Source organism: Methanospirillum sp., assembly GCF_035406105.1.
Taxonomy (GTDB): domain Archaea; phylum Halobacteriota; class Methanomicrobia; order Methanomicrobiales; family Methanospirillaceae; genus Methanospirillum.
In genome coordinates this window covers 1-22,473 of record NZ_DAONKG010000010.1, presented here as the reverse complement: position 1 = coordinate 22,473, position 22,473 = coordinate 1, and the positions used below count along the sequence as shown (strand labels likewise).

20 protein-coding genes and 2 pseudogenes are annotated in these 22,473 nt (G+C 46.1%); 9 read left to right on the top strand and 13 right to left on the bottom strand.

The genetic code is table 11. The annotated features are described in order from the left end of the window. The 5 genes from PLA23_RS01165 to PLA23_RS01145 all read left to right on the top strand — a co-directional run. On the top strand, positions 1–606 hold a 606-nt coding region (locus tag PLA23_RS01165; RefSeq protein WP_324473656.1), incomplete at its 5' end, for a cation transporting ATPase C-terminal domain-containing protein. Between the two features lies 1 nt (position 607). Next, on the top strand, positions 608–1,267 hold the full coding sequence (locus PLA23_RS01160) for a potassium channel family protein (RefSeq protein ID WP_324328483.1): 660 nt from the start codon (positions 608–610) through the stop codon (positions 1,265–1,267). Beyond that, positions 1,264–1,941 carry a potassium channel family protein gene (locus PLA23_RS01155; protein WP_324328485.1) on the top strand — a complete coding sequence of 226 codons (678 nt, stop codon included), beginning with the start codon at positions 1,264–1,266 and terminating at the stop codon, positions 1,939–1,941. Before PLA23_RS01160 ends, PLA23_RS01155 begins: the two co-directional genes overlap by 4 nt. A gap of 44 nt (positions 1,942–1,985) precedes the next feature. Continuing rightward, positions 1,986–2,147 carry a hypothetical protein gene (locus PLA23_RS01150; protein WP_324328487.1) on the top strand — a complete coding sequence of 54 codons (162 nt, stop codon included), beginning with the start codon at positions 1,986–1,988 and terminating at the stop codon, positions 2,145–2,147. Further along, positions 2,134–2,304, top strand: coding sequence for a hypothetical protein (locus PLA23_RS01145; RefSeq protein WP_324328489.1), 171 nt, complete (start codon positions 2,134–2,136; stop codon positions 2,302–2,304). The genes PLA23_RS01150 and PLA23_RS01145 overlap by 14 nt, the downstream gene beginning before the upstream one ends. 31 nt (positions 2,305–2,335) lie before the next feature. Here the strand turns inward: PLA23_RS01145 and PLA23_RS01140 are convergent, their stop codons facing one another. Further along, positions 2,336–4,924, bottom strand: a complete 2,589-nt coding sequence (locus PLA23_RS01140) for a PAS domain S-box protein (RefSeq protein ID WP_324473655.1) — start codon at positions 4,922–4,924, stop codon at positions 2,336–2,338. A gap of 83 nt (positions 4,925–5,007) precedes the next feature. Further along, positions 5,008–6,198 (bottom strand): ABC transporter substrate-binding protein, encoded by a 1,191-nt coding sequence (locus PLA23_RS01135; protein ID WP_324473653.1) that lies wholly within the window; start codon positions 6,196–6,198, stop codon positions 5,008–5,010. 264 nt (positions 6,199–6,462) lie between these two features. Between PLA23_RS01135 and PLA23_RS01130 the strand changes: the two genes are divergently transcribed. Next, entirely contained in the window at positions 6,463–7,581 is a 1,119-nt protein-coding gene (locus PLA23_RS01130; protein ID WP_324328495.1) for a response regulator, read from the top strand. Between the two features lie 12 nt (positions 7,582–7,593). Here PLA23_RS01130 and PLA23_RS01125 read toward each other — a convergent pair whose 3' ends face one another. The 3 genes from PLA23_RS01125 to hxlA form a co-directional block, all read right to left on the bottom strand. Then, positions 7,594–10,872, bottom strand: coding sequence for a lectin like domain-containing protein (locus PLA23_RS01125; RefSeq protein WP_324328498.1), 3,279 nt, complete (start codon positions 10,870–10,872; stop codon positions 7,594–7,596). A 67-nt stretch (positions 10,873–10,939) separates the two neighbouring features. Then, complete coding sequence (locus PLA23_RS01120) at positions 10,940–12,088, bottom strand: MFS transporter (RefSeq protein ID WP_324328500.1); 1,149 nt, start codon at positions 12,086–12,088, stop codon at positions 10,940–10,942. A gap of 52 nt (positions 12,089–12,140) precedes the next feature. After that, positions 12,141–13,427: a 3-hexulose-6-phosphate synthase gene (gene hxlA / locus PLA23_RS01115; protein ID WP_324473651.1), complete on the bottom strand. Its 1,287-nt coding sequence runs from the start codon at positions 13,425–13,427 to the stop codon at positions 12,141–12,143. 158 nt (positions 13,428–13,585) lie between these two features. Here hxlA and PLA23_RS01110 point away from each other — a divergent pair, with 158 nt between their 5' ends. Continuing rightward, on the top strand, positions 13,586–15,229 hold the full coding sequence (locus tag PLA23_RS01110; RefSeq protein ID WP_324473649.1) for a S8 family serine peptidase: 1,644 nt from the start codon (positions 13,586–13,588) through the stop codon (positions 15,227–15,229). A 31-nt stretch (positions 15,230–15,260) separates the two neighbouring features. On the opposite strand, the gene PLA23_RS01105 is transcribed toward PLA23_RS01110, so the two are convergent. The 4 genes and pseudogenes from PLA23_RS01105 to PLA23_RS01085 form a co-directional block, all read right to left on the bottom strand. Beyond that, positions 15,261–15,782 (bottom strand): nitroreductase family protein, encoded by a 522-nt coding sequence (locus PLA23_RS01105; protein ID WP_324473647.1) that lies wholly within the window; start codon positions 15,780–15,782, stop codon positions 15,261–15,263. A gap of 66 nt (positions 15,783–15,848) precedes the next feature. After that, a complete protein-coding gene (locus tag PLA23_RS01100) occupies positions 15,849–16,481 on the bottom strand; it encodes a PD-(D/E)XK nuclease domain-containing protein (protein WP_324473646.1) in 633 nt (210 codons plus the stop codon). Between the two features lie 175 nt (positions 16,482–16,656). Beyond that, positions 16,657–17,397 (bottom strand): annotated as a pseudogene (locus tag PLA23_RS01090) (ATP-binding protein). An 81-nt stretch (positions 17,398–17,478) separates the two neighbouring features. After that, positions 17,479–18,522 carry a DUF3821 domain-containing protein gene (locus PLA23_RS01085; RefSeq protein WP_324473644.1) on the bottom strand — a complete coding sequence of 348 codons (1,044 nt, stop codon included), beginning with the start codon at positions 18,520–18,522 and terminating at the stop codon, positions 17,479–17,481. 78 nt (positions 18,523–18,600) lie between these two features. On the opposite strand from PLA23_RS01085, the gene msrA reads away from it, so the two are divergent. Both msrA and PLA23_RS01075 read left to right on the top strand, forming a co-directional pair. Beyond that, positions 18,601–19,077 carry a peptide-methionine (S)-S-oxide reductase MsrA gene (gene msrA / locus PLA23_RS01080; protein WP_324331770.1) on the top strand — a complete coding sequence of 159 codons (477 nt, stop codon included), beginning with the start codon at positions 18,601–18,603 and terminating at the stop codon, positions 19,075–19,077. 61 nt (positions 19,078–19,138) lie between these two features. Continuing rightward, positions 19,139–19,987, top strand: a complete 849-nt coding sequence (locus PLA23_RS01075) for an alkaline phosphatase family protein (RefSeq protein WP_324473642.1) — start codon at positions 19,139–19,141, stop codon at positions 19,985–19,987. Positions 19,988–20,280: 293 nt separating this feature from the next. On the opposite strand, the gene rpl12p is transcribed toward PLA23_RS01075, so the two are convergent. The 4 genes and pseudogenes from rpl12p to rpl11p all read right to left on the bottom strand — a co-directional run. Further along, positions 20,281–20,595, bottom strand: a complete 315-nt coding sequence (gene rpl12p / locus PLA23_RS01070) for a 50S ribosomal protein P1 (protein ID WP_324331768.1) — start codon at positions 20,593–20,595, stop codon at positions 20,281–20,283. 48 nt (positions 20,596–20,643) lie between these two features. Then, positions 20,644–21,492, bottom strand: a complete 849-nt coding sequence (locus PLA23_RS01065) for a 50S ribosomal protein L10 (protein WP_324331767.1) — start codon at positions 21,490–21,492, stop codon at positions 20,644–20,646. Beyond that, positions 21,492–22,139: a 50S ribosomal protein L1 gene (locus PLA23_RS01060; protein ID WP_324473640.1), complete on the bottom strand. Its 648-nt coding sequence runs from the start codon at positions 22,137–22,139 to the stop codon at positions 21,492–21,494. Before PLA23_RS01060 ends, PLA23_RS01065 begins: the two co-directional genes overlap by 1 nt. A gap of 64 nt (positions 22,140–22,203) precedes the next feature. Continuing rightward, positions 22,204–22,473 (bottom strand): annotated as a pseudogene (gene rpl11p / locus PLA23_RS01055) (50S ribosomal protein L11); the annotation flags it as partial.

Below are 22,473 nucleotides of genomic sequence, written 5' to 3'. Positions count from 1 at the left end.
GCTCTTGACGTCATGCCGATCCTTACCATTGATCTGGGCACTGATCTGGTTCCTGCCCTTGCCCTTGGATCAGAACCTCCGGAACCTGGAATCATGGATAAACCACCAAGAAACCTTAATGAGCATGTCATTACCCGCTCTCTTCTTTTGCGATCATATCTCTGGCTTGGACCTATCCAGTCCCTTGCAGTACTGTCAGCGTTCTTTTATCAGTACTGGACAAACGGGTACTGGGGGAGATTTTTCGATCTTCCCGCAGAAGGCCCGCTCTACCATTCAGCGGTTGGCATGGCTCTTGCAGCGGTTGTCACAACTCAGATCGGAAATGTCCTTGCACACCGGACTGAGCGTAGTTCCATCTTCAAAGTCGGTTTTTTCACAAACAAAATGGTCTGGGCCGGTATTGCCAGTGAACTGATAATCATTCTCATTGTCCTTTATGTACCATTATTCCAGGAAATCATAGGAACAGCACCATTCCCGGTTGAGAACTGGCTGTTTCTGTTTGCCTGGGCACCTGTTCTGCTCCTTGCGGAGGAGTTGAGAAAAGGAGTTATTCGAATGATTGAACAGAGAAAAGAAGTGATTCATCATCAGGAGGGGTAATATGAAGATCATCATCATCGGATGTGGCCGGATGGGATCCGGACTTGCAATACGTCTTGCCCGGTCCCATCATGATATTACGGTTGTGGATCAGGATTCTCAGTCCTTTGACCGTCTTGGTCCGTATTTTCAGGGAAAAGTTCTCAATCAGGATGCTCTGGATAGAAAATCCTTCATTGAGGGAGGAATAGAAAAAGCCGATGGACTTGCGGCAGTCACTGGAAATGACGCGGTTAATATCGTCGTTGCCCGGGCAGCTAAACAGATGTTTCGTGTTCCCAAAGTCATCGCCCGAACTCATGATCCCCGGTATGCCGAGCTCTATCATAAGCTTGGTATTCAGACCGTTACCAATGTCTCCCTAGGGATAGAAAGAATATCTGAACTTTTAACATTTTCGACCCTTGATATCATTCATGGGATTGGAAACGGCGAAGTGGGGATTGTCCGGTATGATATTCCTCCGCTCCTTGCAGGACATCCGATCAAAGATCTGACTGTACCTGGCGAGATGATTATACTCTCATTGACAAGGAAGGGAAAAACAAGTATCCCTACGCTGGGCACAATACTGGAAAAGGGAGATATTCTGCATATCGCTGTTGAAGAACATGCAGTGGATCGGCTCAGAACAGAAATGCGAACCGTGGGAGGGGGATGATGGGTCTTACTGTTCTTATCGCCGGTGGAGGAAAAGTAGGAACTTATCTCGCGAAGATTCTAAGAGCGAACGGGCATACTGTGACGATTCTGGAGGGAATGGCTGATGAATGGGACCGTCTTGAAGCAGAGATGCCAGGGATTCTGGTCAAAGGAGAGCCGACTGATCCCCATGCACTCATCACCGCCGGTATTAAAAATGCCCACGTCGTTGCTGCTGTGACCAGATATGACGAGATGAACCTTGTCATCACAAGTCTTGCAAAATTTGAGTTCAGGGTAAAACGGACAATTGCCCGGGTCAATATCCCGCGAAATGCCTGGCTTTTTACCAGGGAAATGGGGGTGGATGTGATGGTAAACCAGGCAGATCTGATGGCTCATCTTATCGCACGGGAGATGACCGTGGGTGATATGATGACCATGCTTAAGCTTCGGACCGGTGAATACTCTTTAGTTGAACATATCGTGACCACAGGGTCAGCTGCATCAGGAAAGGCCATAAAGGATCTTCATCTCCCAGAGGAATGCGTTCTCTCTGCTATCATACGGAATAATAAGCTTGTTATTCCACGTGGCAATATCGTCCTTCTTCCCGGCGATGAGGTCCTGACTGTCGCTCATGAAACAGTTATCGAACAGGTGAGAAAAGTTCTTGAGGAACCTTCTCTCTGAATTCGCTCCAACCGGTTCTTCACCGTGTATGCACAATACTATCCATGAATTACCTGATCATAGATACTGAAACTACTGGTCTTCCAAAAGAAGAGAAAGACCCGTTTCATTATCCGGAGTACTGGCCGCGGCTCGTTCAGCTGGCATGGATACTGACTGATGGAGATTCGATTTTAAAACAGGTGAATTGTATTGTTTCTCTTTAAAGAACCATTTGAGAATGCCCACGATGCCGGTGCTGATGTTATGGCCTGTATGCGATGTTACCTGGAACTGAAAAACCGCGGCCTCTTTCAGGAACTCTGGGAAAAGCCTGTTCCCAAAGAGAAAAAATGGAAGAAACGGGTTCGTATGTATTATTGATTGAAAATAACTCCGAGAGATGCGTTTTAAATTATTCAGTACGGTATTTTCCCTGGGGAACAATAATTTCAAATCGTGCCCCTTTTCCATATATGCCCGTCTCCTGTATCCTGATACCAGTGATTGCAAGAACCTCACTAACAAAATACAGCCCCAGACCCTTTTTCACATCGTTCCTTCTGGTGAACAGATATTCCTTCAGATCATCAGGAATACCCTGTCCGTTATCCTCAAATACAATGACAAGATCAGTCTCCTGCATTTTGGTATAGATATGGAGTCTTGTTATGGTATCTTTCCCATGCGTGACAAGGTTTTGGGCAAGGTTGGAAAATGCCTTTTCAAGAAGGGGATCAGCATACACATAAACTCCTTTTATCTCCTCTATTCGTTCAATGTGAGAAAGATCCAGATGGGATATTGCAAAGAGATAGACCTGAAGTACGTTCTGCCAGTGTGCGGGTTTTATACCCATATCCTGATAATCTTTTGCAAATTCAATAGACTGCGATACTTTCTTTACAATATTTTGTTCCCTCTCAATAAGGGAAATGATTCCCGCATCAGGGATCATATCTTTCTGGACTTCCAGGTATCCTGATAAGGTAAAGACATAATTTCTGATATCCTCAAATGTGATTGCATTTAATAGACTCAGTTTATTCCTTGCCCTTTCAAGTGCTTCTTCAGCCCGTTTCCTGTCGGTGATATCCCTGGCAACTGACTGGAACTCTGAAATAAATCTAGATTCTGAGAATATCCCCCTGATTGTGACATTCAACCATTTTTCCTCGCTATCAGGTACCAAAAATTTTTGTTCAAAGGTAACCATTGGGTTTTCTTTAGCCAGGGAAGAGATCCGGTTCAAAAGTTCTGAAGCAAATGCTGCAATACCTGAAAAGGTAAGACCTGATCTGACAATTTCATCCCGATCAGATTTAAAAAAGGAACAAAAGGCATCATTTACAAAAAGGACCTTCCCATCCGGATTGAAACGAAGGATGAGTTCAGTCTGGTCCTCGACAACACTCCGGTATTTTTGTTCACTCTTCCGAAGTTCCTGCTCGTATGTTGCAAGAGAATTATAACTCTTTCTCAGTTCTTCTTCGTTTGCAGTCAGTTTTTCATATGCTTCATGAAGATCTCTGTTTTTCTGAATTAATTCCTGCTCAAATTTCTTCTGTTCAGTAACATCAATCAGGGTTGCCAGCGTCTGACCTGTTCCGGGCATCTGGGTAACGCTGATCAGAATATCCCGAATCTCCCCAGAATAGGTTTTAAACCTGAAATCATACATATTAGGGACATTTTTGTCCCCTGACTGCCGTCGTTTGTTAAAAGTTATCATCCGGTCCAGATCTTCCTGGTTTGCAACGAATTCAGTCCATTTTTTCTTTCCAACAACCTCTTTTTGGGAGTACCCCCAGAGTTCTTCGAATTTTTTATTGATGAGTGTAATAGTACAATCTTTCTCAACAAGTATTAGAGGATTTTCTGAATGCTCAAATATGGTGCGGTACTGCTCCTCTGAAATCCGAAGTTCCTCACGGGCGAGGGTCAACTCAGATATACGAAGTTCAAGATCCAGATATGTATCACGGAGGTTTTTTTGCATTCGTGCGATACCACGGGCAAGAATTCCAATTTCATCAGGCCTGGATATCTCATATATTTCTGTCTCCAGGTTTCCATGACCGATTCTGTCTACCGTGGTTGTAAGATTTAAGATTGGATCAGTCAGGTACCTTGACAGGAAAAATCCTAGAAGGATGGAACAGATTACGCCAATTATCAGGGCTGCAAGAGTGATCTGAATCATCCGTGTGATATTTTCAAATGCCTCACTGGTTGGAAGTTCGGTAATGACTGCCCAATCGGTCCCCTCAATCGGTGCATATGATCCAATGACTTCTTTACCCTGTAATCCTATATAGGAAGAAATTTTGTCTTTTTTGGTCATCTGCCCGGAAACAAATTCCTGAACCGGCGGATAGGCAGTCATGAGAGTTCCATATTTCTCTAATATCTCTGAAATTGTTTTATAGGCGATAAAATGCCCCTTATTATCAACGACATAGGCATACCCGCTCATTCCCATATCTATCTTTTCAATCATCTTCCAGAGGGATAGAATTCGTGCCGTTCCCTTCAATACATGGGTGACAGAACCCTGTTCATTTATTACTGGAATTGCGATATCCACTGAAATTAAACCGGTGTTCGGGTAGATATAAATGGGAGAGAATGCTGGTTCCCCGTTCCTTGCACGGATAAAGAGTGGATCTGATGAGAGATTGCCAAGTTCGTAGGGCATATATGTGTAAAATCTGGATAATTTAAGGATTTCATGACCGTCAGGAGTAAGAACCGAACATTCATGGAACATCTTCTTTTTATCGGTGAGGAGATCTATGAGGATCTCTTTTTGCCCGCTTAAAGGCAATGATGAAAAATGCGAACTTTTAGCAACTATCTGAAGATTGTCGGCTAGACCGGAAAAATAGGTAGATATGGTCATGCTGACTTCTTCTGCCATAGTTTTCTGATTCTGATGGATAATTTTTTCCTGCTCGGAGTAGGCTAACCAGATGATGCCACACCCGACAGCGAGAACCATCATGATTACCAGAAGAACAATACTGATTACTGTGCGAGTGCTAATCCGTTTGAGTGGCGGTATATAATTTTGAGATTCCGGTTTATTCATGATCTGCGGGTGAATAATCCTGTTACATCTGAATCAGCGTAATGTTCAGGCCATACCGTCTTCCATGTCCCATTCCGTACCTGCATGATGGTAAGGCGGGAGAAGTCATTTTGTCCGTTGGGACCAAAGGCTATCATATCATCGGGCAGGAGATTTTCCGAATATGTGGTAATATTCGTCGTTGAAAGAGCATTTCGGATATCTTTCCTCTCAAGGGTGACTGATCGATTAAGTGCATCCTCTAAAACAAGAACTGCCTGGTAGGTATAGGCACTGGCTCCGGAGAGATTTACTCCAAATCTGTTATAATATCTGGAATTTAATTCCCTGACCGCAGGAAGCGAATATACAAGTTCAGATATTGAATACATACCTTCTGCCTTGTCATGAAGGCTATCAATAAAACTCTGGGAAATTGTCCCCCCTCCGGAATCAATAACTGGGCCTGTATATCCTGCATCCCTGAGTTCCTGAACGATAAAAACCCCATCTTTCAGGTATGTAGTGGTAAAAATCGCATCAGGTTTTTCGTCTGCCACCATTCTGATAGTATGCAAAAAGGAGCTTACATTTGATGGTACATAACTGGTTTCACTGATTATGGTAAAACCTTCTTTTTTCAGAAATGTATGCTCTGAAAGGGCTGCACCAGTCCCGAACGCTGAATTTTCATAAATTAGTGCTACCCTCTGTATGGGAGTCTGGAAAATCCGGTTCAGGGCTTTTAGGAATTGAACCTTAGTATATGCATAATCATCAACAGAAGGAATAATACGGAAGGTGTATGCAAATCCCCGTTCGATAATAATATCAGACACACCGGTATTTACGATAAAAGGAGTTTTATATTGCTCTGCAACCTGTGTGGCAGCAATAGCAACCGTACTCTGGTATGCTCCGATTATTACCCGTACCTGTGCATCATGGATGAGCTCCTTCGTCTTTTGAGCTCCGATAGTAGCATTTCCTTTCGAATCTGCAATATAATACTCGAGTAAACGGCCACCTTTTGATTGTATACCCCCATTTTTATTAATTTCGTCGATGGCGAGGAGAGATCCGTTCAGACATTCATACCCCCGTGCAGAGAATTCACCGGATAAGGGGAGGAGTATACCGATACGAATGGTCGCATTTGTCTCTGTGTTTTCATGATGGATGCACCCACCAGAAAAACAGGTACACATAATGCAGAATATCAGAAATACCGGGATATACATCTGAAGAACCTGAGTCGGGGCGGGTCCTTTAGTCATTGAGTATGGAAGATAATTCACGAAGAAAGTATAAGTATGTACTCAATTTGTTCTCTCGGTTTCCAAAATTATTATATATAGCTGTTGGGAGTGTCAGTCATATCCGACCCTTTTTTTAGAAAGGAAGTATAACGATATAGTATCCTTGGGGAGTTTCATGATAACACTTCGCTTCATAAGAGCACTGTCCTGCATATGACGATCATAAAAATTCTGCTTGTAGACGATCAGCCGGAACTACTGGACATTACGCGTCTGTTTCTTGAAAAAGGGGGTGATATCGCGGTTGATACAAGCACATCGGCTCTTACTGCGATAGGTATGCTTCGTGAGAAAAAATACGATGCCATCGTCTCTGATTATGAGATGCCCCAGATGGACGGGATAGAATTTTTAAAGACCATCAAACGGATGGGACTAGAAACACCCTTTATTATCTTTACCGGAAGAAGCAGGGAAGAAGTCGTTATTGAAGCATTAAATTCTGGTGCTGATTTTTATCTGCAGAAAGGATCCGAACCACGGGTTCAGTTTGCTGAACTGCGGAATATGATTCACCAGGCTGTTATGCGAAAGCGGATCGAAGAAGCCCTCATCCAATCTGAAACCAATTATAAAACCCTTGTTGAATGTACCCAGGATTCTATTTATATGGTAGACAAGCGGGGACGATATCTCTTCATGAATTCTCATCACAAGAATCGTCTGGGAATTGGCGATAAGGATTTTCGTGATTATAATTATGAGGATCTTCACTCTGATGAAGAGACGATCCAGTTCTTAGAGCTTATCAAAACAGTCATCGAGGAGAGCAGGCCCCTTCATAATGAATATAAAAAGGGTGACCGGTGGTTTGTCAGGACTATCAGTCCGGTCAGAAATGAGATTCTTGGGATGACGATTGCTGCAACCGTTATATCAACGGAGATCACCCACACCAAACGGCTTGAAAGGACAGTCAGCAACCTGGAAGAGTATTATAAAATTCTCGTTGAAGCCATGCAGGACTCTGTCTATGCCGTCGATCCTGAGTGCCGGTACCGGTTTATGAATACTCATCATCAGAAAAGGCTTGGGATTGATGGAGATTACATCGGCACCCATTACAGAGAATATCATGATATTGAGGCAACAGAGCGGTTTACTTCATATATTCAGAAAGTAGTTATGACGAAAAAACCGGTATGTGAACGGTATAATGAAGATACCCGGTTTTTTGTCAGGACATACAGTCCGATCATAGATCCTGAAACAGGAAATGTTCAGGAGATAGTGGTCATATCAATCGAACCTCATGACCGGATAGATACATAACCTATTCCCTCATCATGCCCCATATATCTCACCGGTTCCGGTTGCATACAGCCAGTACCCATGACCGGATTTGAGCAGACGGTCATCTGAATGGACTCCTGATCCTTTCCTGATAATCGTATCCTCATATTTTTGCAGACTTTCATCGTACCCGATCAGATATGTCCATTTCTCGCCAAGGGGACTCATGGCATTCTTTGCCGGAACCGGGCCGGTCCCTGGAGAACCGATAGCATTCCATCCTGGTTCAACAGTCTTTTTCCCTCCACTGACCGGGTCAAGCCAGAGTGTTGTATCTACGCGATTCTTTGAATAGATCCAGTAGCCGGTGACCGGAAGGAGGATGGTATCCTTATTCAGTCTCTTCCAGCCATCTGTCTGGTTCGGGAATTCAAATATGGAATGGCCGTCAGTCTGGATATTCCCAAAAATTGCTGCAGTATCACTTCCGGGGGAGAGTGATTTGGGCGGGGTAAAGAAGTTCCAGCCTGGCATGAATGTCAGGGTATACTTGTTTCCGGTTCCTGTGACAGTGATATATGCAGGTTTTACCTCAGAATCAGTCCCCTTCGGCCCTATGACTGTCAAATTGACATCATATGATCCGATACTTTCATACACATGAGCGGGATGCCGTTCAGATGAGGATGTCCCGTCTCCAAAGTCCCAGAGCCAGCTCTCGATAGTTCCAAGGGAGGTATCCTTGAACTGAACGGTGAGTGGGAGACTGCCAGATCTTGGTTCAGCTTCAAATGATGCAGAAGGGGGAACCGAATCAGGAACCGCAAGGGGCAGCTCATCGACGTTTTCTCCACCAAGCCGGTAAACCTCATCACAAAACCCGTCTCCGTTCAAGTCTTTATGAGTCTCTGAAAAACCTGTTCCATCTGGAGCAGCCCAGAAATTACCTCCGATATACGGACCTAGGACAATGTTCGGGCCTGGAGATTTTGGAATATTCCAGACAGCCTTTGTATCGGCGGTCAGGGCAACATTCTGGGTATTATTCAGATAATTGTCATAGATGGTAACGCCGGTTCCGGTAATTGAGAGGCCTGCCTTTGTGTTTTCAGCAATTGCATTCCCTCTGATTACTGAATTATACCCTGACACGAGTCTGATCGCTGATGAATCCTTTGTCCAGACGACGGTATTATTAGTGATATCAAGGTAGGAACTGGATTCCCCATAGATCGCATGACTGGTAGAATTCCAGATGATATTTCCATCAAGCGTTCCACGGACAACATTTTCAAATCTGACACCTGCATAATTCTCAAAAATCCAGTTGTTTTTGATTACTGCTTCATTTCCCCTGACTGCAACAGCAGGCCGTATTGCAGTCTCAGACCATGCACCGGTCAGGGAGAAATTCTCCACGGTTACTCCGGCAGCTGTGATACTGACCGGCGTTCCGGTGAACTGTGCATCAATGATAGGTTTCTGCTTATCGGCATTGCTCTCACCGATGAGGGTGATGGGTTTATTAATGGTCAGTTTTTCCGGGTAATACCCATATCGCACAAGAATGGTTGATCCCGGGGCAGCATGGTTGATCGCCTCCTGGATCAGCGAGTGATCATCTGGAACGATGATCTTGGTAGGTTCAGAGACGGTGATGTAATTTTTTTTCACCATCACTGATTCACCAGCAGGAGTATCACTGGTAAGCGTGACTGAATACACCCCGTTGTATGCATAGGTATGGATCGGGTTTTGTTCGGTAGATGTTGCCCCATCGCCAAACTGCCAGAGCCAGCGTTCTGGATTGCCGGTTGAGATGTCATGAAAACTGACGGTCAGCGGAGCACTGCCACTGGTAGGTTCTGCGTAAAAGTCTGCTTTTGGTCCGGAGATGAGCTTATACCCTGCACGAATACAAGCGTTGGCCTGCGGATCCCACGTCGTCAGATCTGACCATTTCCCGGTTGACGTCTTGACATAACTCTGTCCTGTTTGTGCGGTTGCCTTACTGCTGTATCCGGGGACCGGGTACTCAACCGGGATTGGAAATCCATAGTCAGGGGTGTTGAAATCAACAACAATGGAAAATTTCTCTCCTTTCTTTACCTTTACCGGAAGATCAAACAGGAGTGAATGATAGCCGGGAATCTGGTACACCTCACTGTCAGATGTTGCCGGTGAGGAACTGCCAACAGGCCCGTTATCAGGATTCACATAGACTGAGGCGGTAATACTGGTTCCGACCTGCGGGATGTAAAATCCTGCACTGGTGATCTCGATATCGGCATCAGCGATAAACACATTCGCGGCAGAGGCGTCAGGAAAACCAAAACCGAAACTGTTTACCCATCCCAGTGTATCATATCCATAACTTCCGTCGGTCGGATGGGTTGCGGCAGTAAATGCCGATAACCGTTTTGCAATCAGGGTATCGTAATACGAGACGTAAAAAAATCCCTTGTCGCCCCAGTTCTGACCCCAGCTGTTTGCACAAATAAATGCTCCGTCTCCGGCCGGCTGCGTCTTAAAGTTTGAGGCAGGATAGGTATCATCCCAGCCCACGATGGAGATTGCATGGTTTGGTGTCTTCCCGTCAGGATTATAGAATGCATTCGTTTCTGAATTAAAATAGGTATCATCATACAGGATGGTGGTATACAGACATCCAAGGTTGACAAGAGCCCATTTTACATTCTCATTATCAGTCGGTCCGGACCGGCCCGGAATCATTGGGACATCACTCACCCGCACCTCGACAGGAAGATCCTTTGGTGAGATAAAGGAGTAGGGATTATACGGATCCAGTTTTTCCGGTACCGGGCCAGATCCCCGGAGGAAATATGCAGCGCCCATCAGGTCATTTCCACCGTCTGCAAAATCAAATCCTTCTGGATCATAGACAGATACATGGTTTTTGAGGTTGTTCTCCGAGAAGTCCTTTACTGTTTCCGGAAGGAGTGATGATTCCAGCGATTTTATTGATGCAAAATCCCAGCAGCTGCCACTCTGACCCTGATCCCGTATTGCAGGGACACGGTTTGAGGTACGCAGATCAAATTTTGAAGGGTAGTCTGCAAGAATAGAGAGTGCGTGAATTTTTTTCCCGATTAAATGTGAGAGATCGACCGGACTTTCACGAAGTGGCCCGCTTCCGCAACAATATTGCCCGTTTCCGGAAATATTATCCGATGCTGATAGCTGCTGCCATCGAAGTGACAGCGGTGCAAAGGTTCCTCCTTCCTCATTCTCATCCGCAAGGCATGATGAAATAGTTCCTGTAATAAGCACGATACTCAGAAGAATACATACCCGCTTCCCTGACCACATCCACCTCACCTTATGGTATATTATTCAACCCTACATAAGTTACCTTTCATAAAAAAGATGAAATAAATTATTCATGGTGCAGATGAGATGCAGGACTTCTCACCAGCATAAAGATGATCACTGATATGACAAGAATAATGGGGAAGGTTTCAAGACTTGTATACAGGCCTGCTATATCAGCAACCGCCCCTGATAGTGAGACCCCGATTGCGCCGGCACCCATTGCTATACCAAGGAATAACCCGGATATTAATCCGACTTTTGACGGTATCAGTTCATGGGACATGGCTATAGTCACAGAGAATGATGACCAGAGTAAAAATCCAAAGATCATCATACTCACAATCAGGAGTGATCCATGTGTCAGAAGAATGGCGATAAAAGCCGGAATAGATGCACTTGTTGTGATTACGATCACTTTCTTTCGTCCAATCCGATCAGAGAGGGCTCCTCCTGATAACTGACCGGCAACACCGGCAACCATCATGATGCTGACCAGCGTTGTTGCCTCAAGAAGCGAATATCCTTCAAGTACCAGATAGGTCGGAAGGAAGGTCATACTTCCAAAGGTAACCCAGGAACGCAGGGTAGCACCTGAGAACAGAAGCATGACCGGACGCCAGTTTTCATTTCCGTCTGCAGAAGACTTCTGTTTGATATTACATGAATCAGATAGCGGATTTATGTAAAGAACGAGTGCTGTTACAACAGCCGGGATGATAAGCCAGATAACCTGGGGAACTCCACCGGTGGTAAGAATAATGCCGGCAATGATCGGTCCGAGTGCCATCCCCATGTTCCCTCCCACTACAAAGAGTGATGTAAGTTTCCCACGGGAGCTGCCGGTTGCCAGAATGCTGACTTGGCAGAGTGCTCCAGGGTGAAAACTGGCATGACCAACGCCGGAGATGGCAACACACATCAGCATTATACAGTACTGATTTGGAATAAGACCCAGTATAGATACCCCGATACCGGAGAGAAGTATGGAAATGCCTATACTGACTTTTATTCCTTTATTATCCGCAAGATATCCAAAGACCGGTTGAAGGAGGGATGATGTCAGACTATGCACGACAGGGAGTAATGCAGCCTCAAAATACCCGTAACCGTACATGGTAATCAGGACTGGCTGGAGCGCCATAAGAACGGGTGCATAAATATCATTAATGAGGTGCGCAATTGTCAGTTCTCCGATTTTTCGAAAAGCACTCATATTCTGTCCTCCTGCGAACCATCCATTCTATCACAGGAGGAATACTCCGTTCTCATTTCTTCTCCCATCGGAGGAGATTCATCACCTGAGAGAGTGTCTTTCCCTGTCTGAGCTCCTCTCTGATCCGAAGTTCGGTTTTATAGACCTCCATAGCTCGCCTGGCTATCTCATATGCCCGTGTTTTGGGAATGACAACAACCCCACTCTCATCGGCGATGATCCAGTCTCCTGAAGCGACAATCTGACCGCCACATCTGATTTCAGATCCGATCTCCCCAAACCCTTTTGGCTCTCCCGCGTTCGGAACAGTTGCCCGTGACCAGAGAGGATAATGCATCTTTCGAATATCATCCACGTCCCGAACCGCCCCGTCAATAATAACTCCGGCAACTCCCCGGTTTATACAGGATATGGTGGCAAGCTCTCCCCAGGGAGCAATATCTGTTCCTTTATCATTGTTGATGACGATAACATCCCCGGAAGATGCAATATCAATCGCTTCAACCGGTTTTGCCCAGTCTCCGGCAAATGTCTGTACCGTAACTGCTTTTCCAACCGCCTTTGTCCCCGGACAGAGTGGGATCATATCAGCCATCGCTCCTTTCCGGTGCATTGCATCTGATACATTACATGATGAGACCGTGCAAAGGATTTCACGAATCTCATCCTCCCGTGAGATATCAGGGCCGGTATAGGGGGCAGGCTTGTTCATGGCCTCCCTGATTCTGCGCGTAGAACCGGAGACATCGGATGATCTGATGATCGCACCACCAACAATCACAATGGATGCACCCGCTGCAATAGCACCGGATGCAGTTTTTTCAGAAATTCCTCCGGCAGCCGCAACCGGGATGTTCACCTCCTTGATGACCTTCATCAACAGATCCAGTGAGTCTGTTCCGGTCATTTGCTGGTCTATTCCCGTATGAGCACAGATATAATCAACTCCCAGACGTTCAAGCTCACCTGCCCGTATGGACGGGTTAGAAACTGAAATAAGGTCAGCCATTACCTTGACGCCGTATTTTCTGGCTGCACGAACCGATTCAGCAATAACAGAATTATCAGAGGCACCAAGCACACAGACAATATCTGCCCCTGATTTGGCAGCCATCTCTACCTCGATCGCACCAGTATCAGCGGTTTTCATGTCCGCAATGATTGTCTTGTCAGGAAATGCAGCCTTTAACGCAGATACTGCCCGCATTCCTTCACTTTTAATAAGCGGGGTCCCAGCCTCAAGCCAGTCAGCACCACCAAGAACAGCTTCACCGGCTATGGCAATAGCACGGTCAATTTCAACCAGATCCAGCGCGACCTGGAGTACAGACCGGTTCATAGGTACACGTTACCAGTCGTACACATAATGTCTTTCTCTTTCATTGATCACTGGTGCGTTCCTTGGTGCACAGGTCACCGGGGAAGATACTTAAATCTCTCTGAATTTATAGATCCTAGTACATACAGTCTGTGCGGCTGTCTTCGTGGGGGATAAACATGCAGGTTTCGCATTTTCGATATCTATTATGTATGCTGCTATTGACCGGTTTTTTCCTTTCAGGAGTTATTTCAGGGGTCTGTGCAGATGATGCGTCCGGCTCTGCGGATGGAAACGGGACATCGGTTACTGCACCATATGTTCCTGGTGAGGTCATTGTCAAGTATAAAGATGGAAGGGTTGCAGCATTGGCTGCTGAAGGGTCAGGTCCGGTAGCACTGGAAGCCCTGGGAGCGGAAGTTGCAACCGACTTTTCAGCAGAAGGACTTGCTAATCTGCAGGCCCTGGATCTTTCAGGCCCGGTATCAGTAAAAGAAGCGATTGAAGAACTGGAAAGTTCACCATATGTCGCCTATGCAGAGCCGAATTACATCATCTCGTTGTCACTTCCGGAAACAGAACCGGCAGGACCAGATGACGTTGGAGCACTCTCTGCACTGTCCTTTCCCAATGATCCCAAATTTACCGATCAATGGGCACTGTCAAACACTGGTCAGACCGGAGGAACGAGTGGTGCCGATATCAGTGCTACAAAAGCGTGGGATATCACTACCGGATCAAATACCATCGTTGTTGCCGTGATCGATACCGGTGTTGATTATACTCATCCGGATCTTGCGGCAAATATCTGGACAAACCCGGGAGAGATCCCTGATAACGGTATTGATGATGACGGAAACGGTTATGTCGATGATGTGCACGGGTATGACTTTATCAATAATGATAATGATCCGATGGATGACAACGGCCATGGAACTCATTGTGCCGGGGTTATCGGGGCGATTGGAAATAATGGTGTAGGTATAGCCGGTGTTGCCTGGAAGGTAAAGATTATGCCTTTAAAATTCCTCCGAGCCGACGGGAATGGTGATACTGCTGCATCACTGAATGCAATCGCCTATGCACGCCGGATGGGCGCCAATGTCATCAGCTGCTCTTGGGGTGGAACAGCAAAAAGCCAGGCGCTCGGTGATGCAATTGCGTCAACAAATGTCCTCTTTACCTGTGCTGCCGGCAATGCAGGATCAAATAATGATATTACCCCGCATTACCCGTCAGGATTTGACTCTCCCCAAATCATCTCTGTCGCAGCATCTGATGCAAAGGATGGCATGCCATCATTCTCAAATTATGGGGCAACCACGGTGGATGTTGCGGCTCCCGGAGATTGGATCATGTCCACATATCCGTCATCACTGGGACACCAGTACGTGAAGATGAAAGGGACCTCAATGGCGACGCCCCATGTAGCAGGGCTTGCTGCCCTTCTGCTTTCAAAAAATCCATCCCTGTCACCCGCAGCCCTCAAGGCAAAGATCATGGATACCGTCGATAAACTGCCCGCATTCTCTGGAAAAACCGTATCTGGCGGACGTATTAATCTCTATAAAGCACTTGGCGGTGGAGGATCCTCATCTGGTGTTGTCCCGCTTCCTGGAATGAGCAAGCCACCAAAAGATCTGAATGGCGATGGTAAATATGAGGATGTAAATGGAAATGACCGTGCTGACTACTCTGACGTCGTCACCTTCTTTAAACAGATGGACTGGATCAGTAAGAATGAGCCGGTTGCTGCATTTGACTTTTCAGGAAACGGAAGAATTGACTATACTGACGTTGTGAAATTATTCCAGTCTATTTAAAAACCAGGAAGGGAGGATCCTTTCCTGATTTCTATTCTTCTTCCGGTTTCCAGCGGTTGGTAAAAAAGATCTCTTTTCCTGGCTTTTTCTTTGGAACCTGAATCTCTTTCGGATACCCGGCCGCAATGAGTGATGTCAGCACATATGGCGGCGGAATCTCAAGGAGTTCACAAATTTTTGGTCCATATTCTTTTTTATCGCCAGCAACCCAGCATGACCCAACCCCATATGCCTGCAGGCAGGTGATCATGTTCATGGTTGCTGCACAGCAGTCTTCCAGATAATATTTTGCGCCTTTATCGCCACAAGTCACAAAACAGGCTGCTGAATCTGCAATAAACTTACCATGATCTGTAAGATCTGCAATCTGTTTTAACAGGTCGCGATCCGTTACCACACCTATCAGCCAGGGCTGAAGATTCATGGCGGTCGGAGCAAGTCGGCCACATTCCAGTGTTTCCTTAATAATTTCATCACTGATAGGTTTGTCTGTATATGATCTGACACTCCGTCGTGATTTGATAATCGTTGCTCCAAGATTCATACTATTCATTATTACTTACGATCTAAGATAATTATCGGTCCTGATGGAATGCATCCGATCCTGATAGAAAAAAGGTTAGTCTGTCGTCCAGGACTCAATATTTCGTGTTTCCGGATCAAACACGATGCCGACTTTTATCTTCTGCCGGGGGTCTGACAGGTATTTTTCTGCATATCCACGTTCGTCAATTTGATCAAGAGGAAGTTTCCTTCCCTGTTGCACGAAACCCTTGACTTTGAATTCCAAGATCCAGATATATGATGGGGTTTTGACCGTCAGATCTATTCGACCTTTATTCGTTGTATCTTCCCAAATGACCTCGTATCCCAGACTTGCAATATATGAATACATCAGACTTTCCCAATACTCTTCGAACTTTGCAAGGGGATTTTTCCGAAACCAGTCATGGGGAATAGAAGCGAAGAACGATTGAAGATGAACATGCAATCCTTCTTCATCCCCGGTGTCCAGAATAGAAAATAGGATATTACGATTGTCTGAGAGTGAATAGCCGGAGAGAGCCTCAGAGAATAGGAGGTTAAGAGATATTCTGACCTCTTTATTTGGGTATCCGAGTGTGCATCGAAATCCCCGGATGCCGTCAGATGACCAGGATCTGATGGTCAGATACCCGGTCTGAAATAACAGGGTCTCAACCCGGATCTTTTCCGGATTAAATGACAGGAGGATCTCGTCACCTGAAATCATCCCGTCATACTCTGCCGGTAACCGTGGTTCATCCTGTCAGGTTTTAATGAGAAATGAGGGTGTCCTGTCTCGAACCAGTATGGTCTGAAGATCCCGGAATCAAAAAATAAAAGAATGTCAAAGGGATTATAGACCGATTCACCGGTCCAGGAGTATCCGTTGTACCATTCGCGGATTAGTTAGGATCATATCGTTCATACCAGGATGCGAAACCGGTCCTGATGTCCTCCTCTGTATATCCGCAGATGGTGGAGTACCGGGAGTCAAGAGTAATGTCCTGAAGATTGTTCAGGCCGGAAAAAATACCAGTTTTGATAAATTTCGATACACCGGTGATAAAAACAAACCTGATATGAGAATCGAGTGGTTTAATTACTCCATAAAAGTCCCGTAAGATATCCCGCATCTCGGCTGCACAAGCAGGATCTTCCAGGGTATCAAGAATGGGTTTATCAAACTCATCAACAAGGATAATGACCTGCTCTCCCGATTTTGCGTGTATCTCCCTGATTATTGATGAAAATCGTCCGCCAATCGATGTCTCAAAAGGTTCAAAATCCCAGGTTCTTGCCCAGGCAGAGACGAGCTCATGTATCTGTGTTTTCAACTCTGCTGGTGTCCGTGAAGATGAGAGTGACCAGTCAATCCGGAGGACCGGGCTTCTCTTATTCCAGTCCCATTTTGATTCCGGACTGTCCAGAAAAAGTCCGGAAAAGAGATCCCGTTTCTGGGAAAAAGCCGCATCAAACGTATCGATGAGAAGACTTCTTCCAAACCGCCGGGGTCGTGAAAGGAAATATTATTTGCCTGATTGCACCAGTGAGTGAATCAGAGGTGTTTTATCAACATAGACATATCCTCCGGTTCTAATCTCAACAAAAGACTGAATACCAATCGGAAGTTTCAGGCGGGACATCTCTTTCACTCCTATTCTATTGTTTGGCAAAATAAGTATTGATTTAGAGAGGACGATAAGCCTCTATGACATTCCCTGGATTCAGGTTTTTCTGAGAACCATCAGAACTAATCCTGCTCCAATGATCGATAGTACACTCAGGGGAGATTTGGTCGGTTCAGGAGCTGGAGTTGATTCAGGTGTTTTCACCGGTGTTGGTTCCATGGTTTGTACCATTGTGTACGTTGGAGTCGGAACAGGCGTGAAGGTTGGTGCAGGTATTTGCATCAGTGTCTGCAAAGGTTGAATTGGAGTTGGGGGTTTTGTAACCGGGGCAGTATATGCGGTTACTGTTGTTGGCATGACTTTTGGAGTTTTATCCGGTGCCGGTGTTCCAACTTCAATCGCAACGGGTTGTTTTATTAAAGGATTGACATTCTGAATCAGAATCTCTACCGGAGCAGAGACCCCCGCACCGATATCTGGCATATTATCCTTAATCCGGTTCATGGAGAGTTCAGCCTGCACAGTCCAGGTTCCCACGGTCGCTCCTCCGGTGCTCCATACCGGACCGGTTGAGGTCAGTGAGGACGTGAGCGGAATACCGGTCAGAGAAAATGATCCTGATGGTCCTGAAACGGAAGAGTATTTTGCCCCTTCTGGACTGATAAGCACAATATCCACGTTTCCTTCCGGTCCTCCCCATGCATTTGCCTCATAGACATTTGATGATATCCGAAACGATACCATATCCCCTCGTGGAATCCACTTTCCGGTTGCATCAAAATCTGCAGTCTCATCATACACCCTGACCGATACCTGAGGCCGTTTTACCTGGAAGACCAAAGACCTGTCCGGCCAAGAGTACCAGAGTCCTTCCTTTCCTGAAAATTCAGAGGGTGAAACATAAAAGGAATCTGGTGATGAAACCGTAATTATATCCGCAGGCTCTTCATTTCTGGCAGTTCCGGGAGCCCACCATGCGATCTGTCCGCCATCAGGGATACCGGTTGCGGAGATATCCAGTCCCTCTTCGCCAAGAAAAACGGTACCTCCTGGCATTATGGTCCGAATGTCCGCATGAGCATGGATGATACACATCATTACGGCAAGCAGGAATACAAGTCCAGATACGAAGTGATTCATAATGAAGAATTTCCTTGTAACCTTATAGTATTTCCATCAGTAACAGTTCCTATATATTCTGAATACATAGATTAATGCATGGCAATCGCCTTTTTTGCCGGAGGGTGTTTTTGGGGAATAGAAGCAGGGTTTCAAAGACTTCCGGGAGTACTTTCGACACGCGTCGGCTACATGGGGGGCCATACCAATGACCCTACCTATCAGGATGTCTGTTCAGATACCACCGGTCATGCTGAGACGGTTGCGATCGAGTATGATGAGGCAGTCCTATCATATCGTAGACTTCTCGAGGTTTTCTTTTCCCTGCATAATCCGACCGAAATTAACAGGCAGGGGCCGGACATCGGCAGCCAGTATCGTTCAGTTATCTTCTATACAACACAGGAACAAAAAGATGAAGCAGAACGTTTCATCCGGGAGCTCAATGATTCCGGCCGATATGCTGCAACCATCGCAACAGAAATCGTCCCTGCATCACCATTCTGGCCGGCAGAAGAGTATCACCAGTCATATTATTTGAAAATGGGTCAGCGGTATGGCCCGGGTTTATTGTAATATGAGCATATACACAGAGAGATCCAGAAAAATAATTATTTGTTCAGGTATTCTGTTCTTCATGCTGATGTCAGATATGGTCTGTGCAGCACCAGCAGGGATGGATAATGTAATACTGATTTCATGGGACGGGATATCCAAAGATACCCTGCTGGACCTCTTACAGGCGGGTTATCTCCCCAATCTCTCCACTCTTGTTCAAAAAGGCAGTTTTATTAATATCACCATTACCGATCATTTCCCGGATACTATGGCAGGTCATGCACAGATATTGACCGGATATCCACCAGAACAGACGAATGTTTTTAAAAGCATGCGATATGGAGAGATACCCCATGGACTGACTCTTTTTGAACGACTTGAAGAAACACTTGGAACCGATTCTATTAGTACAGTCATTGTAGCATCGCAGGAACGAAGTCTGGGGACAATAAAAGGACTCCCATTCTACCATGCAGGAAAAATTGTCGATTATTATTATGACCGGAACAGTGATGCAGGACTGGTAGGTTCTGTTGCAACAGAAGCGGTCTATCATTTTGCACCAAAAGGTCGGTTTTTTATCTTTGTTCATTTCAGGGATGCAGCTGATGCCGGGTATGCATACGGAGCAGAATCTCCCGAACAAAAAGCAGCTATTAGGAAGATAGATGATGCAACCGGTACGATTCTCAAGGCCATACAGGATCAGGAACTGGATAAAAAGACTGCAATGTATGTCACCACTGATCATGGGTTTAATACCGGTCCAAAAGATCATACTGGACAGATTTCCCTGTGGATGATTGCAAATGAACCAGGATATAACCCGACCGGCGATCAAAAGGATATTGCCCCGACGGTTTTGAAACGATTCGGCGTTCAGTACGAAAACATATCCCCCAAATACCCAGGGAAGGCATTGATGTAAGAGATGATGAGTAATCTGAACAGGTGATAATGAATTACAATCCGGTTTGGGTGGATATTTGCTGAACCGTCCAGGTACAGAAATAGGATTATAACTGGAAACGAGATCCTGAAATTATTGTGATAACCAGGATTACATCTCTGAGAGTGATGAATCACTCTGATACCCTGGTGATTTCTGCCGGAATAAACCCGGATCACATGTGATACCTTGCATATTTCTCGCAAGGAGCCCGGACTACTTCTGGACCGGTTTGTCAGGGCAGAAAAGAAACGAGAAAAAAAAGAAAATATTTAGCCGAACAGGGCACCGAGCCCTGCCATTCCGCTCTCTTCTTCAGCCTTCTTGTCTTCAGCCGGGGCTACTTCTGCTGCAGCGGCTGCCGGAGCTGCACCACCTGCTGCAGGAGCTGCTGCAACAGCGACCGGTGCTGCTGCTGCCTTGCTGATTGCATCCTCAATGTCCACACCTTCAAGAGATGCGACAAGTGCCTTGACACGTGATTCGTTGACAGCGATACCAGCGGCAGAAAGTACTGCCTGAACAGATGATTCGTTGATCTCCTTTCCTGCCTTGTGCAGAAGGAGTGCAGCGTATACGTACTCCATGTTAATTCACCAAATTATCTTTCCGATTGTTCGTATTGTTCATATTGATTATCCGACAACATTCTGAAGGGCCATGGCCTGAGCGTGTGCCTTTCCAAGAATGGCATCGATGACGTCACTACTGGTGACTGCAGCCTCGACAGCTACCCCGCGTGCCTCACGGACAGCCTTGCTTATCAGTGCAGATGCAGTATCTCTGGTTGGATATGCAGCATTGACTGACAGGTTAAAGGCATGGGTTGCAGCGGTGATAATACTGTTATAGAATGCAGTCTCGTCGATTGCAAGGACATCAGACTCGTAGATACTTCCTTCGTAGAAGGCTGCCTGCAGAATCAGACCGACATCCATCGGCTTGATATCAAGCTTGGCAAGTGCATCTGCAAGTTTCTTGCTGATCTCCTGACCGGCTTTTACCACCGTCTTGGTCTCACGAATGGTAACTTTTCCTGCCTCAATGGCGGCTGGAATACCGGCCTGCTGAAGTTCACCAACGATTGGACCAGGACGGAAACTGGTCGGTCCTTTTGAAACGACGATATCTTCCGGAGCAATCTCTCCAGGACGTGCTGCCATCTTTGTCTTCGTCTTTTCAAGCATACTATACAGCTTGAAAGGATTCTCATTCGTAAAGATGAGAGCAGAATGTCCGGATATGTGTGAAGAGAGCTCTGACAGGGATCCCCCGACCTCACCAAACGCATGTTCGATGAGCGTGTTCCGGGTCATTATCAGTTCGGCTTTGCCGCGAAGATTTCTCCTGATATCCTGCACCTGTCTGGCCGGGATACCATACATGTCCACAAGCCCGACCAGTTTATACTCACTGGCAAGCCGCTTGATGTTGGTAATCTCATCCTTCTTCCACTGGGGCAGATGTGCGGTATACAATGCCATTATAACTCCACCTTCACAGACGGCCCCATCGTTGTCTTGATATAGACCGATCTGACCTGGAAGTCACCCATCTCTAGTTTTGCAAGAATACGCTTGAGGACTGCATCAATATTCTCTGCAACCTCTTCATCACTCATGGCGGTTGTTCCAACCTTAAGTGAGAATGTCATCTTGTCCTTGGTTCTGACTTTTACAGATTTGCGAAGACGTTCCACAATCGGACGGATATCCGTACCGGCGGGAATCGGCTGCGGCATTCTGCCACGGGGTCCAAGCCGTGGACCAAGCCATCGTCCGACAAGACTCATGACCTGCGTTTCTGCCAGGAAAAACTGATGCTCGGATGCAACTTTTCGTGCTTCACGAGGGGCACCTCCAAGGCGCTCAATCTCTTCCGGTCCCATGATGAGTTCAACACCGGCTTCTCTGGCCTGCGTGACAATATCACCAGAACCGAGAACGGCAATCTTGACAGCCCTGCCATTCCCGTGGGGAAGGAGGATGGTCTCATCAATACGGTTTTTCGGCTGAGACATGTCGATATTTTTCAGGTTAATGGTCATATCGACACTCTCGGTGAATTTCCGTTCAGGCGCCTGTTCTTTTGCCTTTTTCAATGCGTCAATAAGGACGCTCTTCTCTACCATCAGGTTCCTCCATAGTGATGCGACCGTGAGAAATACTCCGATCTTCTATGGTTCCATATCGATTCTATCCCGCGAGAGCTGCGTCATGAACGCCCGATTCGATATCTTTGAGCATATCTTCGGGCTTTTTGCCTGAAACTGTGACGCCGATCGATACGCATGTACCGACCACTTCCTTGACTGCACTTTTCAAATCATAGGAAAGCATGTCATCATGTTTCATCTTGGCAATTGTTATCGCAGCCTCAAGTGACAAATCCCCAACAATCTTGGTATTTGGCTCACCAGAGCCTTTTTCAACGCCGGCTTCTTTCATGATGAGTGCTGTCGTGGG

Coding starts and splice junctions, on each gene's coding strand:
- PLA23_RS01130 (WP_324328495.1), top strand. CDS start 6,463: ATGACGATCATAAAAATTCTGCTTGTAGACGATCAGCCGGAACTACTG.
- PLA23_RS01125 (WP_324328498.1), bottom strand. CDS start 10,872: ATGTGGTCAGGGAAGCGGGTATGTATTCTTCTGAGTATCGTGCTTATT.
- PLA23_RS01085 (WP_324473644.1), bottom strand. CDS start 18,522: ATGAATCACTTCGTATCTGGACTTGTATTCCTGCTTGCCGTAATGATG.
- PLA23_RS01160 (WP_324328483.1), top strand. CDS start 608: ATGAAGATCATCATCATCGGATGTGGCCGGATGGGATCCGGACTTGCA.
- PLA23_RS01135 (WP_324473653.1), bottom strand. CDS start 6,198: ATGTGTACCTGTTTTTCTGGTGGGTGCATCCATCATGAAAACACAGAG.
- PLA23_RS01110 (WP_324473649.1), top strand. CDS start 13,586: ATGCAGGTTTCGCATTTTCGATATCTATTATGTATGCTGCTATTGACC.
- msrA (WP_324331770.1), top strand. CDS start 18,601: ATGGCAATCGCCTTTTTTGCCGGAGGGTGTTTTTGGGGAATAGAAGCA.
- PLA23_RS01150 (WP_324328487.1), top strand. CDS start 1,986: ATGAATTACCTGATCATAGATACTGAAACTACTGGTCTTCCAAAAGAA.
- PLA23_RS01155 (WP_324328485.1), top strand. CDS start 1,264: ATGATGGGTCTTACTGTTCTTATCGCCGGTGGAGGAAAAGTAGGAACT.
- PLA23_RS01065 (WP_324331767.1), bottom strand. CDS start 21,492: ATGGCATTGTATACCGCACATCTGCCCCAGTGGAAGAAGGATGAGATT.
- PLA23_RS01140 (WP_324473655.1), bottom strand. CDS start 4,924: ATGATGGTTCTCGCTGTCGGGTGTGGCATCATCTGGTTAGCCTACTCC.
- rpl12p (WP_324331768.1), bottom strand. CDS start 20,595: ATGGAGTACGTATACGCTGCACTCCTTCTGCACAAGGCAGGAAAGGAG.
- PLA23_RS01120 (WP_324328500.1), bottom strand. CDS start 12,088: ATGAGTGCTTTTCGAAAAATCGGAGAACTGACAATTGCGCACCTCATT.
- PLA23_RS01060 (WP_324473640.1), bottom strand. CDS start 22,139: ATGGTAGAGAAGAGCGTCCTTATTGACGCATTGAAAAAGGCAAAAGAA.
- PLA23_RS01075 (WP_324473642.1), top strand. CDS start 19,139: ATGCTGATGTCAGATATGGTCTGTGCAGCACCAGCAGGGATGGATAAT.
- PLA23_RS01105 (WP_324473647.1), bottom strand. CDS start 15,782: ATGAATAGTATGAATCTTGGAGCAACGATTATCAAATCACGACGGAGT.
- PLA23_RS01100 (WP_324473646.1), bottom strand. CDS start 16,481: ATGATTTCAGGTGACGAGATCCTCCTGTCATTTAATCCGGAAAAGATC.
- hxlA (WP_324473651.1), bottom strand. CDS start 13,427: ATGAACCGGTCTGTACTCCAGGTCGCGCTGGATCTGGTTGAAATTGAC.